Source organism: Telluria sp. PB2R4, from assembly GCF_059685695.1.
In genome coordinates, this window is the sequence record NZ_JCASIC010000009.1 from 52,340 (window position 1) to 67,385 (window position 15,046).

Annotated in this window: 14 protein-coding genes; 1 reads left to right on the forward strand and 13 read right to left on the reverse strand. The window is 67.7% G+C overall.

The window, feature by feature from the left end; all coding sequences use genetic code 11:
• Positions 1–8: 8 nt before the first annotated feature.
• The 7 genes from AC56LU_RS15720 to AC56LU_RS15750 all read right to left on the reverse strand — a co-directional run bounded on the left by AC56LU_RS15720 (position 9) and on the right by AC56LU_RS15750 (position 10,183).
• Positions 9–4,289: a hybrid sensor histidine kinase/response regulator gene (locus AC56LU_RS15720; protein ID WP_497176551.1), complete on the reverse strand. Its 4,281-nt coding sequence runs from the start codon at positions 4,287–4,289 to the stop codon at positions 9–11.
• On the reverse strand, positions 4,286–5,455 hold the full coding sequence (locus tag AC56LU_RS15725; RefSeq protein WP_497176552.1) for a patatin-like phospholipase family protein: 1,170 nt from the start codon (positions 5,453–5,455) through the stop codon (positions 4,286–4,288). Before AC56LU_RS15725 ends, AC56LU_RS15720 begins: the two co-directional genes overlap by 4 nt.
• A gap of 94 nt (positions 5,456–5,549) precedes the next feature.
• Positions 5,550–6,227, reverse strand: coding sequence for a PEP-CTERM sorting domain-containing protein (locus AC56LU_RS15730; RefSeq protein ID WP_497176553.1), 678 nt, complete (start codon positions 6,225–6,227; stop codon positions 5,550–5,552).
• Between the two features lie 178 nt (positions 6,228–6,405).
• Positions 6,406–6,729, reverse strand: a complete 324-nt coding sequence (locus AC56LU_RS15735) for a hypothetical protein (RefSeq protein ID WP_497176554.1) — start codon at positions 6,727–6,729, stop codon at positions 6,406–6,408.
• Between the two features lie 13 nt (positions 6,730–6,742).
• The gene (gene ggt, locus AC56LU_RS15740; RefSeq protein ID WP_497176555.1) at positions 6,743–8,527 is read right to left on the reverse strand and encodes a gamma-glutamyltransferase; all 1,785 of its coding nucleotides are present in this window, start codon (positions 8,525–8,527) and stop codon (positions 6,743–6,745) included.
• Between the two features lie 94 nt (positions 8,528–8,621).
• Positions 8,622–9,380, reverse strand: a complete 759-nt coding sequence (locus AC56LU_RS15745; RefSeq protein WP_497176556.1) for a 3-hydroxyacyl-CoA dehydrogenase — start codon at positions 9,378–9,380, stop codon at positions 8,622–8,624.
• 152 nt (positions 9,381–9,532) lie between these two features.
• The gene (locus tag AC56LU_RS15750; protein ID WP_497176557.1) at positions 9,533–10,183 is read right to left on the reverse strand and encodes a hypothetical protein; all 651 of its coding nucleotides are present in this window, start codon (positions 10,181–10,183) and stop codon (positions 9,533–9,535) included.
• 164 nt (positions 10,184–10,347) lie between these two features.
• On the opposite strand from AC56LU_RS15750, the gene AC56LU_RS15755 reads away from it, so the two are divergent.
• Positions 10,348–10,860 carry a DsbA family protein gene (locus tag AC56LU_RS15755; protein WP_497176558.1) on the forward strand — a complete coding sequence of 171 codons (513 nt, stop codon included), beginning with the start codon at positions 10,348–10,350 and terminating at the stop codon, positions 10,858–10,860.
• 163 nt (positions 10,861–11,023) lie between these two features.
• Here AC56LU_RS15755 and adk read toward each other — a convergent pair whose 3' ends face one another.
• The 6 genes from adk to AC56LU_RS15785 form a co-directional block, all read right to left on the reverse strand.
• On the reverse strand, positions 11,024–11,680 hold the full coding sequence (adk, locus tag AC56LU_RS15760; protein ID WP_497176559.1) for an adenylate kinase: 657 nt from the start codon (positions 11,678–11,680) through the stop codon (positions 11,024–11,026).
• A gap of 171 nt (positions 11,681–11,851) precedes the next feature.
• Complete coding sequence (gene kdsB, locus AC56LU_RS15765; RefSeq protein WP_497176560.1) at positions 11,852–12,604, reverse strand: 3-deoxy-manno-octulosonate cytidylyltransferase; 753 nt, start codon at positions 12,602–12,604, stop codon at positions 11,852–11,854.
• A gap of 10 nt (positions 12,605–12,614) precedes the next feature.
• Complete coding sequence (locus AC56LU_RS15770) at positions 12,615–12,785, reverse strand: Trm112 family protein (RefSeq protein WP_497176561.1); 171 nt, start codon at positions 12,783–12,785, stop codon at positions 12,615–12,617.
• Positions 12,766–13,797, reverse strand: coding sequence for a tetraacyldisaccharide 4'-kinase (gene lpxK / locus AC56LU_RS15775; protein ID WP_497176562.1), 1,032 nt, complete (start codon positions 13,795–13,797; stop codon positions 12,766–12,768). Before lpxK ends, AC56LU_RS15770 begins: the two co-directional genes overlap by 20 nt.
• Before the next feature lie 42 nt (positions 13,798–13,839).
• The gene (locus AC56LU_RS15780; protein ID WP_497176702.1) at positions 13,840–14,283 is read right to left on the reverse strand and encodes an ExbD/TolR family protein; all 444 of its coding nucleotides are present in this window, start codon (positions 14,281–14,283) and stop codon (positions 13,840–13,842) included.
• Entirely contained in the window at positions 14,283–14,888 is a 606-nt protein-coding gene (locus AC56LU_RS15785) for a MotA/TolQ/ExbB proton channel family protein (RefSeq protein ID WP_497176563.1), read from the reverse strand. Before AC56LU_RS15785 ends, AC56LU_RS15780 begins: the two co-directional genes overlap by 1 nt.
• Between the last annotated feature and the right edge of the window lie 158 nt (positions 14,889–15,046).

Genomic DNA, 15,046 nt, shown 5'->3' on the forward strand with positions numbered 1-15,046 from the left:
ATCCAGGCTCAGGAAGGCTCGAACGCGGCCAGTTGCACGCCCAGCTGCGCTACCCCGGCCTCCAGGCGCGCGCGCTCGCCCGCGTCGGCGGCGGCTTCCAGTTCGCCGCACAGCTGGCCGAGCGCGTCCTCGCCCAGGTAGGCCGCGCTGCCGCGCAGGCCATGCAGCACCCGGCCCGCGGTTTCCAGGTCGCCGGTGTCGAGCGCCGCCGCCAGCTCGGCGCGGCGGCGCGGCAGGTCGGCGGCGAAGGCGGCGCGCAGGCGCGCGGCCAGCGCGCCACCGGGGGCTCCCGGGTCGGGCGCGGCCGCCCCGCCCTGCGGCGCAGCCGGTGCCGTTGCCGGATCGACGCCGAACATCGCATCCAGCGCGGCCAGCGGCGCGGGCGCCTGCGGCATCGGCGGCAGGTCGACGCCGCGCGCCAGTTGGCGCTCGATGGCGCGCGAGATCTGCTGGTGCAGCGCGTCCTCGTCGATCGGCTTGGTCAGGAAGGCGTCCATGCCGCAGGCCAGGTAGCGCGCCCGGTCTTCGCCGCTGGCGTTGGCGGTCAGGGCCACGATCATCAGGTGCGGGTCGAGCACGCGGGCATCCTGGGTGCCGCCGGCGCGGATGATGTGGGTCGCGGTGGCGCCGTCCATCTCGGGCATGCGGCCGTCCATCAGGATCAGGTCGTAGCGTGCGCGGGTGCAGGCATCCACCGCCTGGGCGCCGTTGTCGGCGATGTCGATCAGGTGCCCCATGTCCTCGACCAGGGTGCGGGCGATGATCTGGTTGGTCGGGAAGTCCTCGGCGCACAGCACCCGCAGGCGGTGGGTGTGCGGCGCGCGCAGCGCCAGCTCCGCGTGCGGCGGCTCGACGCCGTCGGCCAGCGGCAGCAGCACGCTGAAGGTGCTGCCCTTGCCCTCGATGCTGTTGACGGCAATCGAGCCGCCCATCAGGGCCACCAGCTGGCGGCAGATCGCCAGTCCCAGGCCGGTGCCGCCGTAGCGGCGCGTGGTGGTGGTGTCGGCCTGTTCGAACTTCTGGAACAGGCGCGGCAGCGCATCGGCCGGGATGCCGATGCCGGTGTCGCGCACCGTGAAGCGCACCATGTTCCAGCCGTCCCCGCGCACCTGCTCGTCCGGGCGCAGCTCGACCTCGAGCCTGACGCTGCCCGACCTGGTGAACTTGAAGGCGTTGCCGACCAGGTTGACCAGCACCTGGCGCAGGCGGGTCGGGTCGCCCACCACGAAGCGCGGCAGCGCCGGGTCGATGACCACGTCGAAGCCGACGCTGTTTCCCGCGGCCTGCTCCTCGAACAGGCTGGCGACGCTGCCGACCTTGGCGTGCAGGTCGAAGTCGATGTTCTCGATGCTCAGCTTGCCCGCCTCGATCTTGGAGAAGTCGAGCAGGTCGTTGATGATCGCCAGCAGGGATTGCGCATTGCCTTGGCCGCGCTGGATCTGCTCGCGGGTACCGTCGCGCAAGGCCTGGTCACGCAGCGCGAAACCGAGCATGCCGATCACGCCGGCCAGGGGGGTGCGCATCTCGTGGCTCATGTTGGCCAGGAATTCGGATTTCTGCCGGGTCGCGTCTTCGGCGCGCTGCTTGGCATGGCGCAGGAACTCCTCGTTGTCCTGCAGCGCGCGGTAGGCGCGCGCCAGCTCGTTGGACTGCTGGCGCACGCGCTGCTCCTGGTCGCGCAGCTCATCGGTCTGGCGTTCCAGCATGCGGTTCTGTTGCTCGACCTGCTCGGTGCGCGCACCGACCTGGCGCGCCAGTTGTTCCTTCTGGCGCTGCAGGCCCGACATGCGCATGCGAATCGTGGCAAAACCCAGCGTCAGCACCACCAGCACCGCAATGGCGCGGAACCATGGCGTGCCCCAGGGTGGCGGCTCGATCGTGATTGCCAGCGCCGCCACCTGCTCGCTCCAGACGCCGTCCTTGTTGGCGGCGCGCAGCCGGAACACGTAGGTGCCGGGGTCGAGGTTGGTGTAGGTGGCGAAGCGCTTGCCGGCGTCGCCCTGCACCCAGTCGCGGTCGAAGCCGTCGAGGCGGTAGGCGAAGCGGTTGCGTTCCGGCGCCGCGAAGTGCAGCGCCGAGAACTCGAGCGAGAACACCGAGGCGCCGGCCGGCAGCGTCACCGCCTCGGCATGCTCGACCGGGCCCTTGAGCAGGCCAGGGAGCGCCTCGTCGACCGGCTTGTTGAAAATGCTCAAGCCGGTGATGACCGGGCGCGGCGGCACCCGGTTGTCGCGGATCGCACGCGGATCGAAGGCGGTGATGCCGTTGAAGCCGCCGAAGTACAGGATGCCGTCGCGTCCGCGCACCGCCGACGAATCAAAGAAGGCGCCCTCGGTGAGCCCGTCGGCGGCGGTGTAGTTGCGCCAGCGGCTGGTCGCCGGGTCGAAACGCGAGATGCCGCTGGTGGTGCTGACCCACAGGCGGCCGTCGTCGTCTTCCAGGATCGCCGCCACGGCGTCGTCCAGCAGCCCTTCGCGGGTGGTGTAGCGCACGAAGCTCACCGAACCGTCGCCGGCCGTGACCATGCGGTTCAGGCCGACCGCAGTGCCGACCCAGACGTCGCCGCGGCTGTCCTCGAACAGCGCGTGTACTTCGTCGTGGCTCAGGCTGGCGGCGTCGTAGGGATCGTGGCGGAAGTGGCGGAAGCGCCCGCTGGCGCGGTCCATCAGGTCGAGGCCGTCGAAAGTGCCGATCCACATGCGCCCGCGCCGGTCCTGCAGCATCGGGCGCACGATATCGTCCGCCAGGCTGGTCGACTTGAACGGGTCGTGGCGCCAGCTTTCGACTCCCCGGGTGCCCGGGTCGAGCCGGTGCAGGCCGCCACGGGTGGCGACCCAGATGCCGCCATCCGGCGTGGCGTACAGGGCGCGCACGTTGTTGGCGTCGGCGTCGCCCGGCAGCGCCAGGCGCGCGAAGCGGCGCGTCGCCGGGTCGAACGAGGTGAGGCCGGTGCGGCTGCCGATCCACAGCCTGCCCGCCTTGTCGCGCGCCAGTGCCGATGCCGGCAGATCGGCCAGGCTGTTCGGGTTGTGTGGATCGGGACGATAGACGCTGGTCGCGCCCGAGGCCGGGTCGATGTGGTTGAGCGCGGTGGCGGTGCCGACCCACAGCCGCTCGCCAGCGCCCGCCGGCTCCGCCAGCAGGGCGCGCGCCTTGTTGTCGGCCAGCGTATCCGGCACGTCGCCACGGCGCACGATGCGGGAGAAGCCGCCGCTGCCCAGGTCCACGCGCGAGACGCCTGCATACCAGGTGCCGACCCAGAAGGTGCCGAGACGATCGCGGTACAGCGAGGCCACCTGGTTGTCGCCCAGGCTGTGGCGGTCGGTGACGGCATGGCGGTGGTTCTCGAACTTGTCCTCGCGCCCGCGCCAGCGCAGCAGGCCGTCGTCGTGGGTGCCGATCCAGATCTCGTTGCCGGCGTCGCGGTACAGGGCCGTGATCCACCAGGGACCGACGCCGTCCGCCGGGCCGAAGCGGCGCACACTTCCCGCGTCCGGCCCGGTGAGCACGCGCCGTTCCAGCCCGCCCATGCGCCCGACCCACAGGCGCTGGTCGCCGTCCACCATCAGCGCATGCACCGGATTGGCGCGCGGCCCGAGGCCGGACGGATGGCGTTCGATGCGTTCGCGCCGCGCGCGCGAACCGGGGCCGGGCTGCGACGCCAGGCTGTCGAGCCCCCCGCCGGTGCCGATCCACAGGCGCCCGCCGGCGTCCAGCGCCAGCGCGTTGACGTTGTCGTCGCTCAGGCTCGCGTCGTTGCCGCGTTCGTGGTGCCAGGTGGTGAAGCGGCGCAGGGTGGTGTCGAAGTGCTGCAGGCCGTCGTTGGTGCCGATCCACAATCCGTCGCGGCCGTCGCCGACGATCGCGTTGATGTGGCGGTTGCCGTTGCCGCGCCGGGCGGTTTCGTCCGGCACGAACAGGGTGAACGACCGGGTGACCGGATCGTACAGGTTGAGGCCCCCGTCGGTGCCCAGCCACAGCCTGCCATGGCGGTCGAGGTGCAGCACGCGCACCCAGTTGTTCGACAGCGTGTTCGGCTTGCCCGGCACGCTGCGGTAGTTGATGACGCGGTAGCCGTCGAAGCGCGATAGGCCGCTCTGGGTGCCGAACCACATGAAGCCGTCGCGATCCTGCGCCACCGCCAGCACGGTCTCCTGGGCCAGGCCTTCGGCCACCGACAGGTGCTCGAAACGCAGGGTCGGCAGCGGCGCGCCGGCCTGCGCCATCGCGCACAGGGCCCACAGCAGCGCGCCCGCCAACAGCCGCAACACCTGACGCAACGCGCTCATTCGGGGAAAAAGCCCAGCACGTCCTCGCGCCGGGCCAGGGTGTCGTGTTCGCCGAGCCGGATCAGCTCGCGCGTGTAGCCGCCTTCGAACAGCAGGTAGGACGCCAGCGCCGCGCCGCGGGTCTCGAGCGCGCCGATCCCCCCCAGCAGCGTGCGCACCGGCGCCGGCAGGGTGTGGACGTGGCGCTGCGCGATCTCGTCGAGCCGTTCGGACGGCGCGATCACCAGCAGTTCGACGCGCCGCAGCGGCAGCGCCGCGCGCGCCGCGGGCGGCACGCGCTCGAGGGTCTGGTTGACCCGTTGCAGGCGTTCGATGTCGGCGGCCAGGCTGTCGAGGAAGATCGAGGACATTGCGTGGCCGGCGACCTGCGCCAGGCTCGGGTAGCCGCTATGTGGAGTGGGGTCGACCGCCGGCTCGGACATGCGCCCCGCCCCCACCACCAGCACGCGCGTGGCGCCCAGGTGGATCGCCGGCGCGATCGGCGCCAGCTGGCGCATCGAGCCGTCGCCGCAGTACTCGCGCCGTCCGCCCAGGTACAGCGGCACCGCCGGAAAGATGAAGGGGATCGCGCTCGATGCCAGCAGGTGCTCGACGCTGATCTGGGTCGACAGCGCCAGGCGCTGGTGCCGCAGCCAGGGGGCGATTTCGCGCGCCGCCTGGTAGAACGTGATGTGGTGCCCGCTGCTGTAGGAAGAAGCGGTGACGGCCAGCGCATGCAGCACGCCGTCGGCCAGCGCCGCGTCCAGGCGCGGCAGGTCGAGCGCGCGGTGCAGCAGGCCGGCCAGCGGGGTATTGTCGAGCAGGGACTGGGGCGGCGCCGCGTGCCATTTGCGCAGCAGCCAACCGAACGAGAGCAGCGACAGCCAGCGCGCGCCCGAGCGCAGCACGGCCAGCGAATCGGCGCGGTAGACCTGGTGCGCCGCCACGCCTTCCCACACGCCCAGCAGGCCGCGCACGGCGCTCGTGAAGTCGTCGGCACGGCAGGCCAGCGCGGTGGCGTTCAGGGCGCCGGCCGAGGTGCCGCAGATAATGTCGAAGGGAGAACGCAGCGCCGGACGGCCCGCGTCGGCGAGGATGCGGGCGATCGCATGCATCACGCCGGCCTGGTAGGCGGCGCGTGCTCCACCGCCTGTGAGGACCAGGCCTGTTTTTTCGTTGCTGTCCACCCGTCAAGCTTAGCAAATGTCGAGTATCTCTTGGGAAATATATGACATTTAGTTGGTTTTCGCCGACGTTCTACCGCCTGGCACTGCCCGGGGCTCAGGCCTTCGCGACCTGCTTGCGGCGGCGGGCGACCAGGCCCAGTGCGCCGAGCGCGAACAGGGTCGCGGTTGCCGGCTCCGGCACCGATCCCGGCGTTCCGCGCGCCTCGCCCTGGTAGTACACGCTGATGTGGGAAATCGCCTTCTGGGTCGCGCCGCCGGTCAGGGTGAATGCAGGCGTGACGAAGGGCGTGCTGAACTCGCCGCCGCCGGATGCCGGATCCACCAGGTAGGCCACCAGGCTGGTGCCGGCACCGCTCTTGAAGACGAACATCAGGTTGTCATACTGAAGGGCCGCCGCGTTCAGTGTAAACGTGCCACTGTAGAACTGCTTACCGGCATCCCACGTGAAGTTCGCGAGTGTCGACGGCCTGGTCGACCCGGTTTCGAATTTGCCATCGTACTTCCAGTCGTCGAAGCCGAAGAATGCTTCGGTATTGACCGTGAGCGCCCTGTTTTCCGCAACGCTGTCCTGTTTGGCTTCACCGATGTCGCATTCCAGCGCGGTCTCGACCTTGGTGCCGAGGTCGTAGGGCGTCGGCGTCGTGATCAGCTTACGGCCTTGCTTGGTGGTGACGTCCTTCACGCCGGCACAGGATACGGCAAGCGCACTGCCTTGCATCAACAAGAACAGGCTCAAGCCAGCAACACTCGTCAGTACCGTTTTCTTGGACATTTTTCCTCGCTTCGCTGGACTAGATTTGCCGCCAAACCATGGCGTACGCATTTTTAATGTTTTTATTGTATCTGAGTTTCATTAAAAACAAGCAAGAATTTTGACTTATAGGTAACGGATAGTTCCTGAGTGGAATTTTCACAACACCCGAGAACGAGCATTCCGCTCCCGCGCCATATCAAGCCGCGCGTTGCGCGATGACGAACAGGTGCTGTTCGGGATGCTGGTCGAATTCGAGATGGCGGCATGCACAGCCCGCCTCGTACACGAGCGCGATCAAGCCGGGGATGCCGAGGGTGGCGTAGTAGAGCTCGGGGCCCATGGCCGCATCGACGTGTTCAGCCGCCTGGTCCAGGCCACCGGCAGACCACCCCTCCCTGGCGCCGTCGACAAAGGAGAGCGCACGTTCGTGCTGACCGATGCCATTGGCCGGGTTGAAGGCCGCGTCCTGCCAGCGTTCGGCCAGCAGGTCATACGCGGCAGCGGTGGAGGGGGCAGGCATGGGGCGTGCGGATTCAGTCGCCTTTCGCGACACCTTCACGGCGCGGGTCGGCCCCGCCATACCACAGCGGCACGCCATGCACCTCGATGCGCTGGATGCCGTGCAGGCCCGAGGTCTGCTCGCCAAGGCGTACCTTGTGGCCGCGCGCGTTCAGCGCCTCGATGGTGGTGGACGGGAAGCGCCCCACTTCGAGTTCGGTCGGGCCGTTGCGGCTGCCGAAGTTGGGCAGCGAAATCGCTTCCTGCACGTTCAGGCCCCAGTCGAGCGTCCCGACCAGTACCTTGGCGACGTAGTTGATGATGGCCGGGCCGCCGGGCGAACCGACCGCGAGCACCAGCTTGCCGGTCTCGCGGTCGAACACCACGGTCGGCGACATCGCGCTGCGCGGGCGCTTGCCGGCTTCCACGCGGTTGGCGATCGGGCCGTCGGCGTCACGTGACGCGAAGGAGAAATCGGTGAGCTGGTTGTTGAGGATGAAGCCGTTCACCATCTGGCGCGAGCCGAAGGCGTCTTCGATGGTGGTGGTCATGGCCAGGCCCGCGCCGAATCCGTCGACCACCGCCACGTGCGAGGTGGACGGGGTTTCGATGGCATTGTCCTTGCCCCACATCCAGGCCATTTCCATGCCGGGCGGCTTGCCGGCCGGGGCTTCGCCCATCGAGCGCGGGCCGAGCAGCCTGGCGCGCGCCGACAGGTAGGTCTTGTCGATCAGGCTCGGCACACCGCGGCCCGGCAGCGGCACGAAGTCGGTGTCGGCGGCGTAGCGGTTGCGGTCCGCGTAGGCCAGGCGCCCTACTTCGCTGAACACGTGCAGCGCCTCCGGCCCCGGCACGCCATTGCTTGGGGCGAGCGCCTTCATGTCCATGGTCTCGAACATGCCCAGCATCTGGGCCACGGCGATGCCGCCCGACGAAGGCGGCGGCATGCCGCATACCGTATAGGCGCGATAATCGCTGCAGACCGGCGTGCGCAGCTTCGGCTGGTAGGCGGCGATGTCGGCGGCGCTGAGCAGGCCCGGATTGGTCGGGTGTCCCGCTACCTTCGCCGCGATGTCGCGCGCGATGCGGCCCTTGTAGAAAGCGTCGGCGCCACCAATGGCGATCTCGCGCAGGGTCGTGGCGAGCGCGGGATTCTTCAGGATATGACCGACCGGCCAGGGCTTGCCGCCGTTGCCGTAGAAGTAGCGCGCCGCTTCAGGATCCTTGCGCAGGTGGGCGTCGCCGGAGAGCAGCGCGTGCAGGCGCGGGCTGACCGCGAAACCTTCTTCGGACAGCTTGATCGCCGGCGCGAACAAGGCCTTCCACGGCAACTTGCCATGCTCGCGGTGCGCCAGTTCCAGCATGCGCAGCACGCCCGGCGCGCCGGTCGAGCGGCCGCCCACCACGCCCTCGGTGCGCGACACCGGCGTGCCGTCCGGACGCTGGAACAGGCGTTCGTCGGCTTTCGAGGGCGCGGTCTCGCGGCCGTCGAAGGCCTGGGTCTTGCGGCCATCATAATGCACCAGGAAGGCGCCGCCGCCGATGCCGGACGATTGCGGCTCGACCAGGGTCAGCACCAGCTGGGTGGCGATGGCGGCGTCGATCGCGCTGCCGCCCTGCTTCAGTATCCGGTAGCCAGCATCCACCGCCAGCGGATTGGCCGCTGCCACCATATAGTTCTTTGCGGGCCAGCCGGCCTTCTCGGCATAGCCGGTGGCGGCTTCGGGGGCGGCTTGCCGGGTGTCCTGCGCCAGCAGCGGGTGGGTGGTAAAGGCCAATGCCAAGGCCAGGACGGTGCTGTGCAACTTCGTGTTCTTCAAATCGTCTCTCCGAAAGCAAAACGGGCGCGCGGCTTGCGCCACGCGCCCGACATCCGCCAATCGTACAACAATTGGCAGAGGCGTTCAGGACTGCTTACTTCGGCTGCATGCGGATCGCACCGTCCAGGCGAATGGTTTCGCCATTGAGCATCACGTTTTCGATGATGGCCTTGGCCAGGTGCGCGTACTCCTTCGGCATGCCGAGGCGCGGCGGGAACGGCACCATCTTGCCGAGCGAGTCGCGCACTTCCTGCGGCATCCCCATCAGCATCGGGGTCTCGAAAATGCCCGGGGCGATGGTCATCACGCGGATGCCGCTGCGCGCCAGGTCGCGCGCCATCGGCAGGGTCATGCCCGCCACCGCCGCTTTCGAGGAGCCGTAGGCGGCCTGGCCGATCTGGCCGTCGAAGGCCGCGACCGAGGCGGTATTGATGATGACGCCGCGCTCGCCGTATTCCATACCCTCGGTCTTGCCCATGGCGTCGGCCGCAAGGCGGCACATGTTGAAGGTGCCGACCAGGTTGATGTTCACCGCGCGCTGGAAGGCGTCCAGCGGATGCGGGCCGTCCTTGCCGACGGTCTTGACGGCCGGCGCCACGCCGGCGCAGTTGACCAGGCCACGCAGGGTGCCCAGCTTGACGGCGGCGTCCACGACCGCCAGGCCGTCAGCTTCCGAAGTGACGTCGCACTTGACGAACTGGCCTTTCAATTCGGTGGCCAGGGCCGTGCCGGCATCGACCTGTACGTCGGCGATGACGACCTTGCCGCCCGCTTCGGCGATCATGCGCGCCGTAGCTGCGCCCAGGCCCGAAGCGCCGCCGGTCACGATGAACACATTGTTCTGAATTTGCATGGTTTTCCCTTTTAAAAGTTCTAGTGCCGCTGTCTCAAGCGCCGCTTATTTTACGCGCTTATGTTACGTTAACGTAAACGTCAAACAGCGGCATTGTAGCGAACTTTTGACAAGAAAAACCACCCAAGGTGCTGCTCGGTTATTCGTTTGCGTCAAAGGCACTGGATGTTGGCGCCGTTGGTGGTGCACAGGCGGCCGCTGCTGCTGACGGCAGTGTTGCCCGGGCCGCCGGCATTGTAGGTCGCGCCATTGGCGTCGGTGCAGCTACTGCCCATGCAGCCCACCGCCTGGCTCGATTGCGGTCCTGCCGGGCTGGGCGTCACCGGCACCGGCGCACGCGGAGACAAGCTCGGGGCCGGCGCGGCGATGCGCGGGGTGCTGCCGATTTGCTGGACCGCGCCCGGACGGCGCTGTGACTGTTTCCTGGTTTGCTGTTGGGGCTCCGGCTTGCCCTCAAGCTCCTGCTGGGTCTTGGGCTGCAGGGGTGGCGTTGGCGCCTGCGGCGGTGCTTGCGGCTGCACGGTCTCGGGCGCCGGACGGGCCGATGGGTCGACTTCGTTCTGCTTGCTGGTCACCGGTGGCTGGCCGGCGCGTTCTTCCTGCGCCTGCGGACGGCCCTCGCCAGCGGCCTGGGCGGCGGGTGGCGCCGGCACCGCCGGGCTCGACTGCGGATTCAGTACCGGGCCGTAGCTGGCGCTGTCGGAGACCGGCTTGCCGGTGGGCGGCTGCGCTTGCTGCTGCGCCAGCGCCGCCGCCGAACCCAGCGCGAACAGCACGGCTATCAAGGACTTGGTGGGACTCATGCTGCACCTCACGCGATTCGAATGGTGGACAGTCCATTATCTGCCCCTGTTCGTCGGGTCGGCGCACGCGAAACAATTCCTCACATGATTGTTGGGCGGTAACGGGCGGCGTGGCGGCCGGCAAGCGTGCGAAGATCAGGCCGTCTACATTCACAGGAGCGGGAATGCGCGAAGTGCAGATCACGGAACACGACCACCTGCGCGGCAAACCGGATGCCGACGTCCTCATCATCGAGTACGGGGATTTCCAGTGCCCCTACTGCGCACGCGCCCATCCGACGCTGGCCGGGCTGCAGGAGCAGTACGGCGATCGTATCGCACTGGTCTACCGGCACCTGCCCCTTGGCATGCACCCGTATGCGGAGACGGCGGCCGAGGCGGCGGAAGCGGCTGGCGCCCAAGGCAAGTTCTGGGAAATGCACGACACGCTGTTCGCGCACCAGGCGCAGATGGCGCCGGCGCAGTTGCCGCTGCTGGCGCAAGAGCTGGGGCTGGATGGGGCGCGCGTCGACGAGGAGTTGGCGACGCGCAGGCACCGCGATCGGATCCAGGCGCAGGCGGAAGAAGCGAAGTCGCTGGGGGCGAGCGGGACGCCGAGCTTCTTCATCAACGGCGAAAAATACGAAGGCGATTCCGACCGCGAGTCGTTGACTGCTGCTGTTGAACGGTATTTGTAGGGTGGGTGGCTTTGCCGCCCACGCGGTGATGGTTGGGATTTAATTAGGCGCGCAGGCAGCATTAGCGCAATTTGAACGCGTGGGCGGGAGACCCGCCCACCCTACGGAGAGCGTCAGAATTGAAAACGGCCCCGCGGGGCCGTTCGATCAAGTTGCTGAGTGTTTACTCGGACAGTGCCGCGAAAGCCGCATCGCGCACCTGCTCGACCGGGCCGACGCCCGAAATCTTGCGGTACTTCGGCGCGCCTGGCAGGCCGGACTGGGCCCACTTGTTGTAGTAGCCGAGCAGCACTTCGGTCTGGTTGTGGTACACGGACAGGCGCTTCAGGACGGTTTCTTCCTTGTCGTCGTCGCGCTGCACCAGCGGCTCGCCGGTGACGTCGTCGATGCCGTCAGCCTTCGGCGGATTGAACTTGGTGTGGTACACGCGGCCCGAGGCGGCGTGGGTGCGGCGGCCCGACATGCGCTCGACGATCAGCTCGTCCGGCACGTCGATTTCCAGCACGTAGTCGATGTTCACGCCGCTGTCCTTCATGGCGTCCGCCTGCGCGATGGTGCGCGGGAAGCCGTCGAACAGGTAGCCGTTGGCGCAATCGGTCTCTTTCAGGCGCTCTTTCACCAGGCCGATGATGATGTCGTCGGACACCAGCTGGCCCGCATCCATCACCTTCTTGGCAGCCAGGCCCAGTTCGGTTCCGGCCTTGATTGCGGCACGCAGCATGTCACCGGTGGAAATCTGGGGAATGTTGAACTTTTCCTTGATGTAGTTTGCCTGGGTGCCCTTGCCGGCGCCGGGTGCTCCTAACAGAATGAGACGCATGAGTTTCCTAGATTCTTAGAGGATGTTGATAATTTTTATGTTAGCGAACGACGTCGCTTGATGCATATCTGGCTACTTGATACGAAAGTTACCACAAAAGGCAGCTTTTACGCCAACCCCCGGGGGGTGCCCCGGTCGGTTTTGATGTCGCGCAGATGCACAAAAACAGCTTCAGGCAGCGTAGTGGCGGCGTACGCGCTCCAGGTCGTCCGAGGTGTCGACGCCGGCGGGCGGGGCACGGTCGGTGATGTGCACGGCGATCGGGACGCCATGCCACAGCACGCGCAACTGTTCCAGCGCCTCGATGGTTTCGAGCGGCGAACGTTCCAGTGCCGGGTAGGCCTGCAGGAAAGCATTGCTGTAGGCGTAAAGACCGACGTGCCGCAGCGGCGCGTAGCCGACGGGCAGTGTCTCCTTCGACAGCGCAAAGGCATCGCGGTCCCACGGAATGGTGGCGCGCGAGAAGTACAGCGCCCTGCCCTCCCTGTCGAGCACCACCTTGACCACGTTGGGGTTGAACGCCTCGGCGGCATCCAGGATCGGGTGGGCCACGGTAGCCATCGGCACGCCATCGACGATGCGCGCGGCGCAGGCCGCCAGCAGGCTCGGGTCGATCAGCGGTTCGTCGCCCTGCAGGTTGACCACGACCTCGTTCGGCGCCAGGCCCAGCGTGTGCGCGACTTCGGCGATGCGGTCGGTGCCCGACGGATGGTCGGCGCGGGTCATGCAGGCTTCGATGCCGTGGGCTTCGCAGGCCGCCAGGATATCCGCGTGATCGGTCGCGACGATGATGCGGCTTGCTCCCGACGCGCGCGCGCGTTCGGCCACGCGCACCACCATCGGCTTGCCGCCGAGGTCGGCGAGCGGCTTGTTCGGCAGGCGGGTCGAGCCAAGGCGTGCCGGAATGATGACGGTGAATGTCATGGTCAATGCGTCAAACGGGTGCGATCTTGCGCGCCTGGTCGGCCCACATGATCGGGATCCCGTCGCGAATTGGGTAGGCAAGGCGGTCCGGACTGCAAATCAGTTCCTGGGCCTTCTTGTCGTACTGGAGTGGGCCCTTGCACAGCGGGCAGACCAGGATATCAAGCAGTCGAGCGTCCACGACATTTCTCCACGATTTGTTCGGCCAGCGCGGGATCGATCCGCGCCGTCACCGGCACGACCCACAGCCGCGGGTCGTCCTTCAGGTTATCAAGTTGCCGACATTTTACTGCATCCTTCTCCGTGATCAGGATGACATCGGCGTCGACGCGTTCGAAAGGCCGGTCGAGGAAGTCGTGGTGGTCGGGCAGCGGCAGCTCGCTGAACGCCAGGCCGGCGCCGCGCAGCATGGCGAAGAAGCGGCCCGGGTTGCCGATCCCGGCGGCCGCCACGATGCGCCTACCCTTCAGGCGCGCCAGCGGCACGCAGGCTTCGGGCCGCAGCAAGGGCTCGGCGAAGTCGCCCGACAGCGCCATCCGGAACGGCCGGCCGCCGACGGCGCCTGCCAATGCCGGCGTGATCTCGGGCGCGTTCACCACCGTGAAGTCGCGCCGGCGCGCCGGCGGTTCGCGCAGCGGGCCGGCCGGCAGCAGCCAGCCATTGCCGACGCCGCGGCCGTCGAACAGGACGATCTCCACGTCGCGCGCCAGCGCATAGTGCTGCAGGCCGTCGTCGGTGATGATCACGTCGACTTCCGGGTGCGCGGCCAGCAGCGCCCTGCCCGCCTCGGCGCGCTTGCGTCCGACCACCACCGGGCAGCCGGTGCGCGCGGCGATGAGAAGCGGCTCGTCGCCGACGTCGGCCGGATTGGACTGCGGTGTGACTTCGCGCGGCGCCGATTCGGCGCCGCCATGACCGCGCGAGATCACGCCGGGACGCAGGCCGGCGCCGCACAGCGCCTCGGCCAGCCAGATCGTCAGCGGCGTCTTGCCGGTCCCGCCAATAAAGATATTGCCGACCACGATGACGGGCACCGGCAGGCGTTCGCTTTTCTTCAGGCCAAGCCGGTACAGCAGCGTGCGCAGGCCGGCCAACAGGCGGAACAGCAGCGCGAGCGGCAGCAGCGCCAGGGCCAGGGGGCCGCGGCGCAGCCAGGCGCGGGTGAGGGTCGATTCGAGCTTGGGAGATGCCATGGGAGAGCGGGCCAGGCCGAGCCGGGCCCGCCTTGTTATTGCTTATTTTTTCGTTGCGGTCTGGGCAGCAAAAGTCAGCTTGTCGTAGCCGGCCACGCGCGCCGCTTCCAGCACGTTGATCACCATCTGGTGCATGGCGAACTGGTCGGCATTGACGATGACGACCGGGTCGTTGGCCGGCTGCCCGCCCGGACCGCCGCTGCGGGCCGCACTCCTGAGGTCGTCGGCCAGGCCGGCCACGCTATGGAAGGACACCGGCACATTGTTCACCGTGTAGTTGCCCTTGGCGTCGATGGTGACATTGATCTCGAAGGGCCGCTCCTGCACCTTGTCGGCGTCGGCGGTCGGCAGCGTGATCTGCAGTTCGGTGAACTTGCTGTAGGTGGTCGACACCATCAGGAAGATCAGGACGACCAGCAGCACGTCGATGAAGGGGATCAGGTTGATCTCCGGCTCCTCGCGCTGGCGGCCGCGGCGGAAGTTCATCATTTGCGGGTCCCGTGCACGACGTCGACGAATTTCACGGCCTGCAGTTCCATCTCGACGATGAAGCTGTCCACGGACGAACGGAAGTGGCGGTAGAACACCAGGGCCGGCATGGCGATGGCCAGGCCGAAACCGGTGTTGTACAGGGCCACCGAGATGCCGTGGGCCAGCTGGGCCGGGTTGTTGCCGGTCGGGCTTTGCGCGCCGAAGATCTCGATCATGCCGACCACGGTGCCGAACAGGCCCATCAGCGGAGCGAGCGAAGCGATGGTGCCGAGGGTGGTCAGGAAGCGCTCCAGGCCGTGGGCGACGCCGCGGCCGGCTTCCTCGATGGATTCCTTCATGACGTCGCGCGGGGCATCGACATTGCGCAGCGCCGCGGCCAGCACGGTGCCGAGCGGCGAATTGTGCTCGAGCTTGTCGACCACGTCCGGCGTGACCTTGCCGCTGCGGTAGACACGGATGACGTCATCCAGCAGTTGCTTCGGGAGGATCTTCTCGCGGCGCAGGTAGAGGAGGCGTTCCACGATCAGGGCGACGGCAACGATCGAGGCGACCAGCAACAGCCAGATGGGCCAGCCTGCAGCTTGGAAAATGGCGAGCAAGAGCAACTCCTGAGGTAAGAATTCAATCCAGCAATGTAACAAGTTGCCAGCAGGGCGGCAAGTGCAGTCCGCGCCCAGTTCTGCACATCTTCTGTGGATAAAAATGTGTGCAAGACGCTTGCCAGGGACGAAAGCCGTTGATTCCAAAGGATAAATTG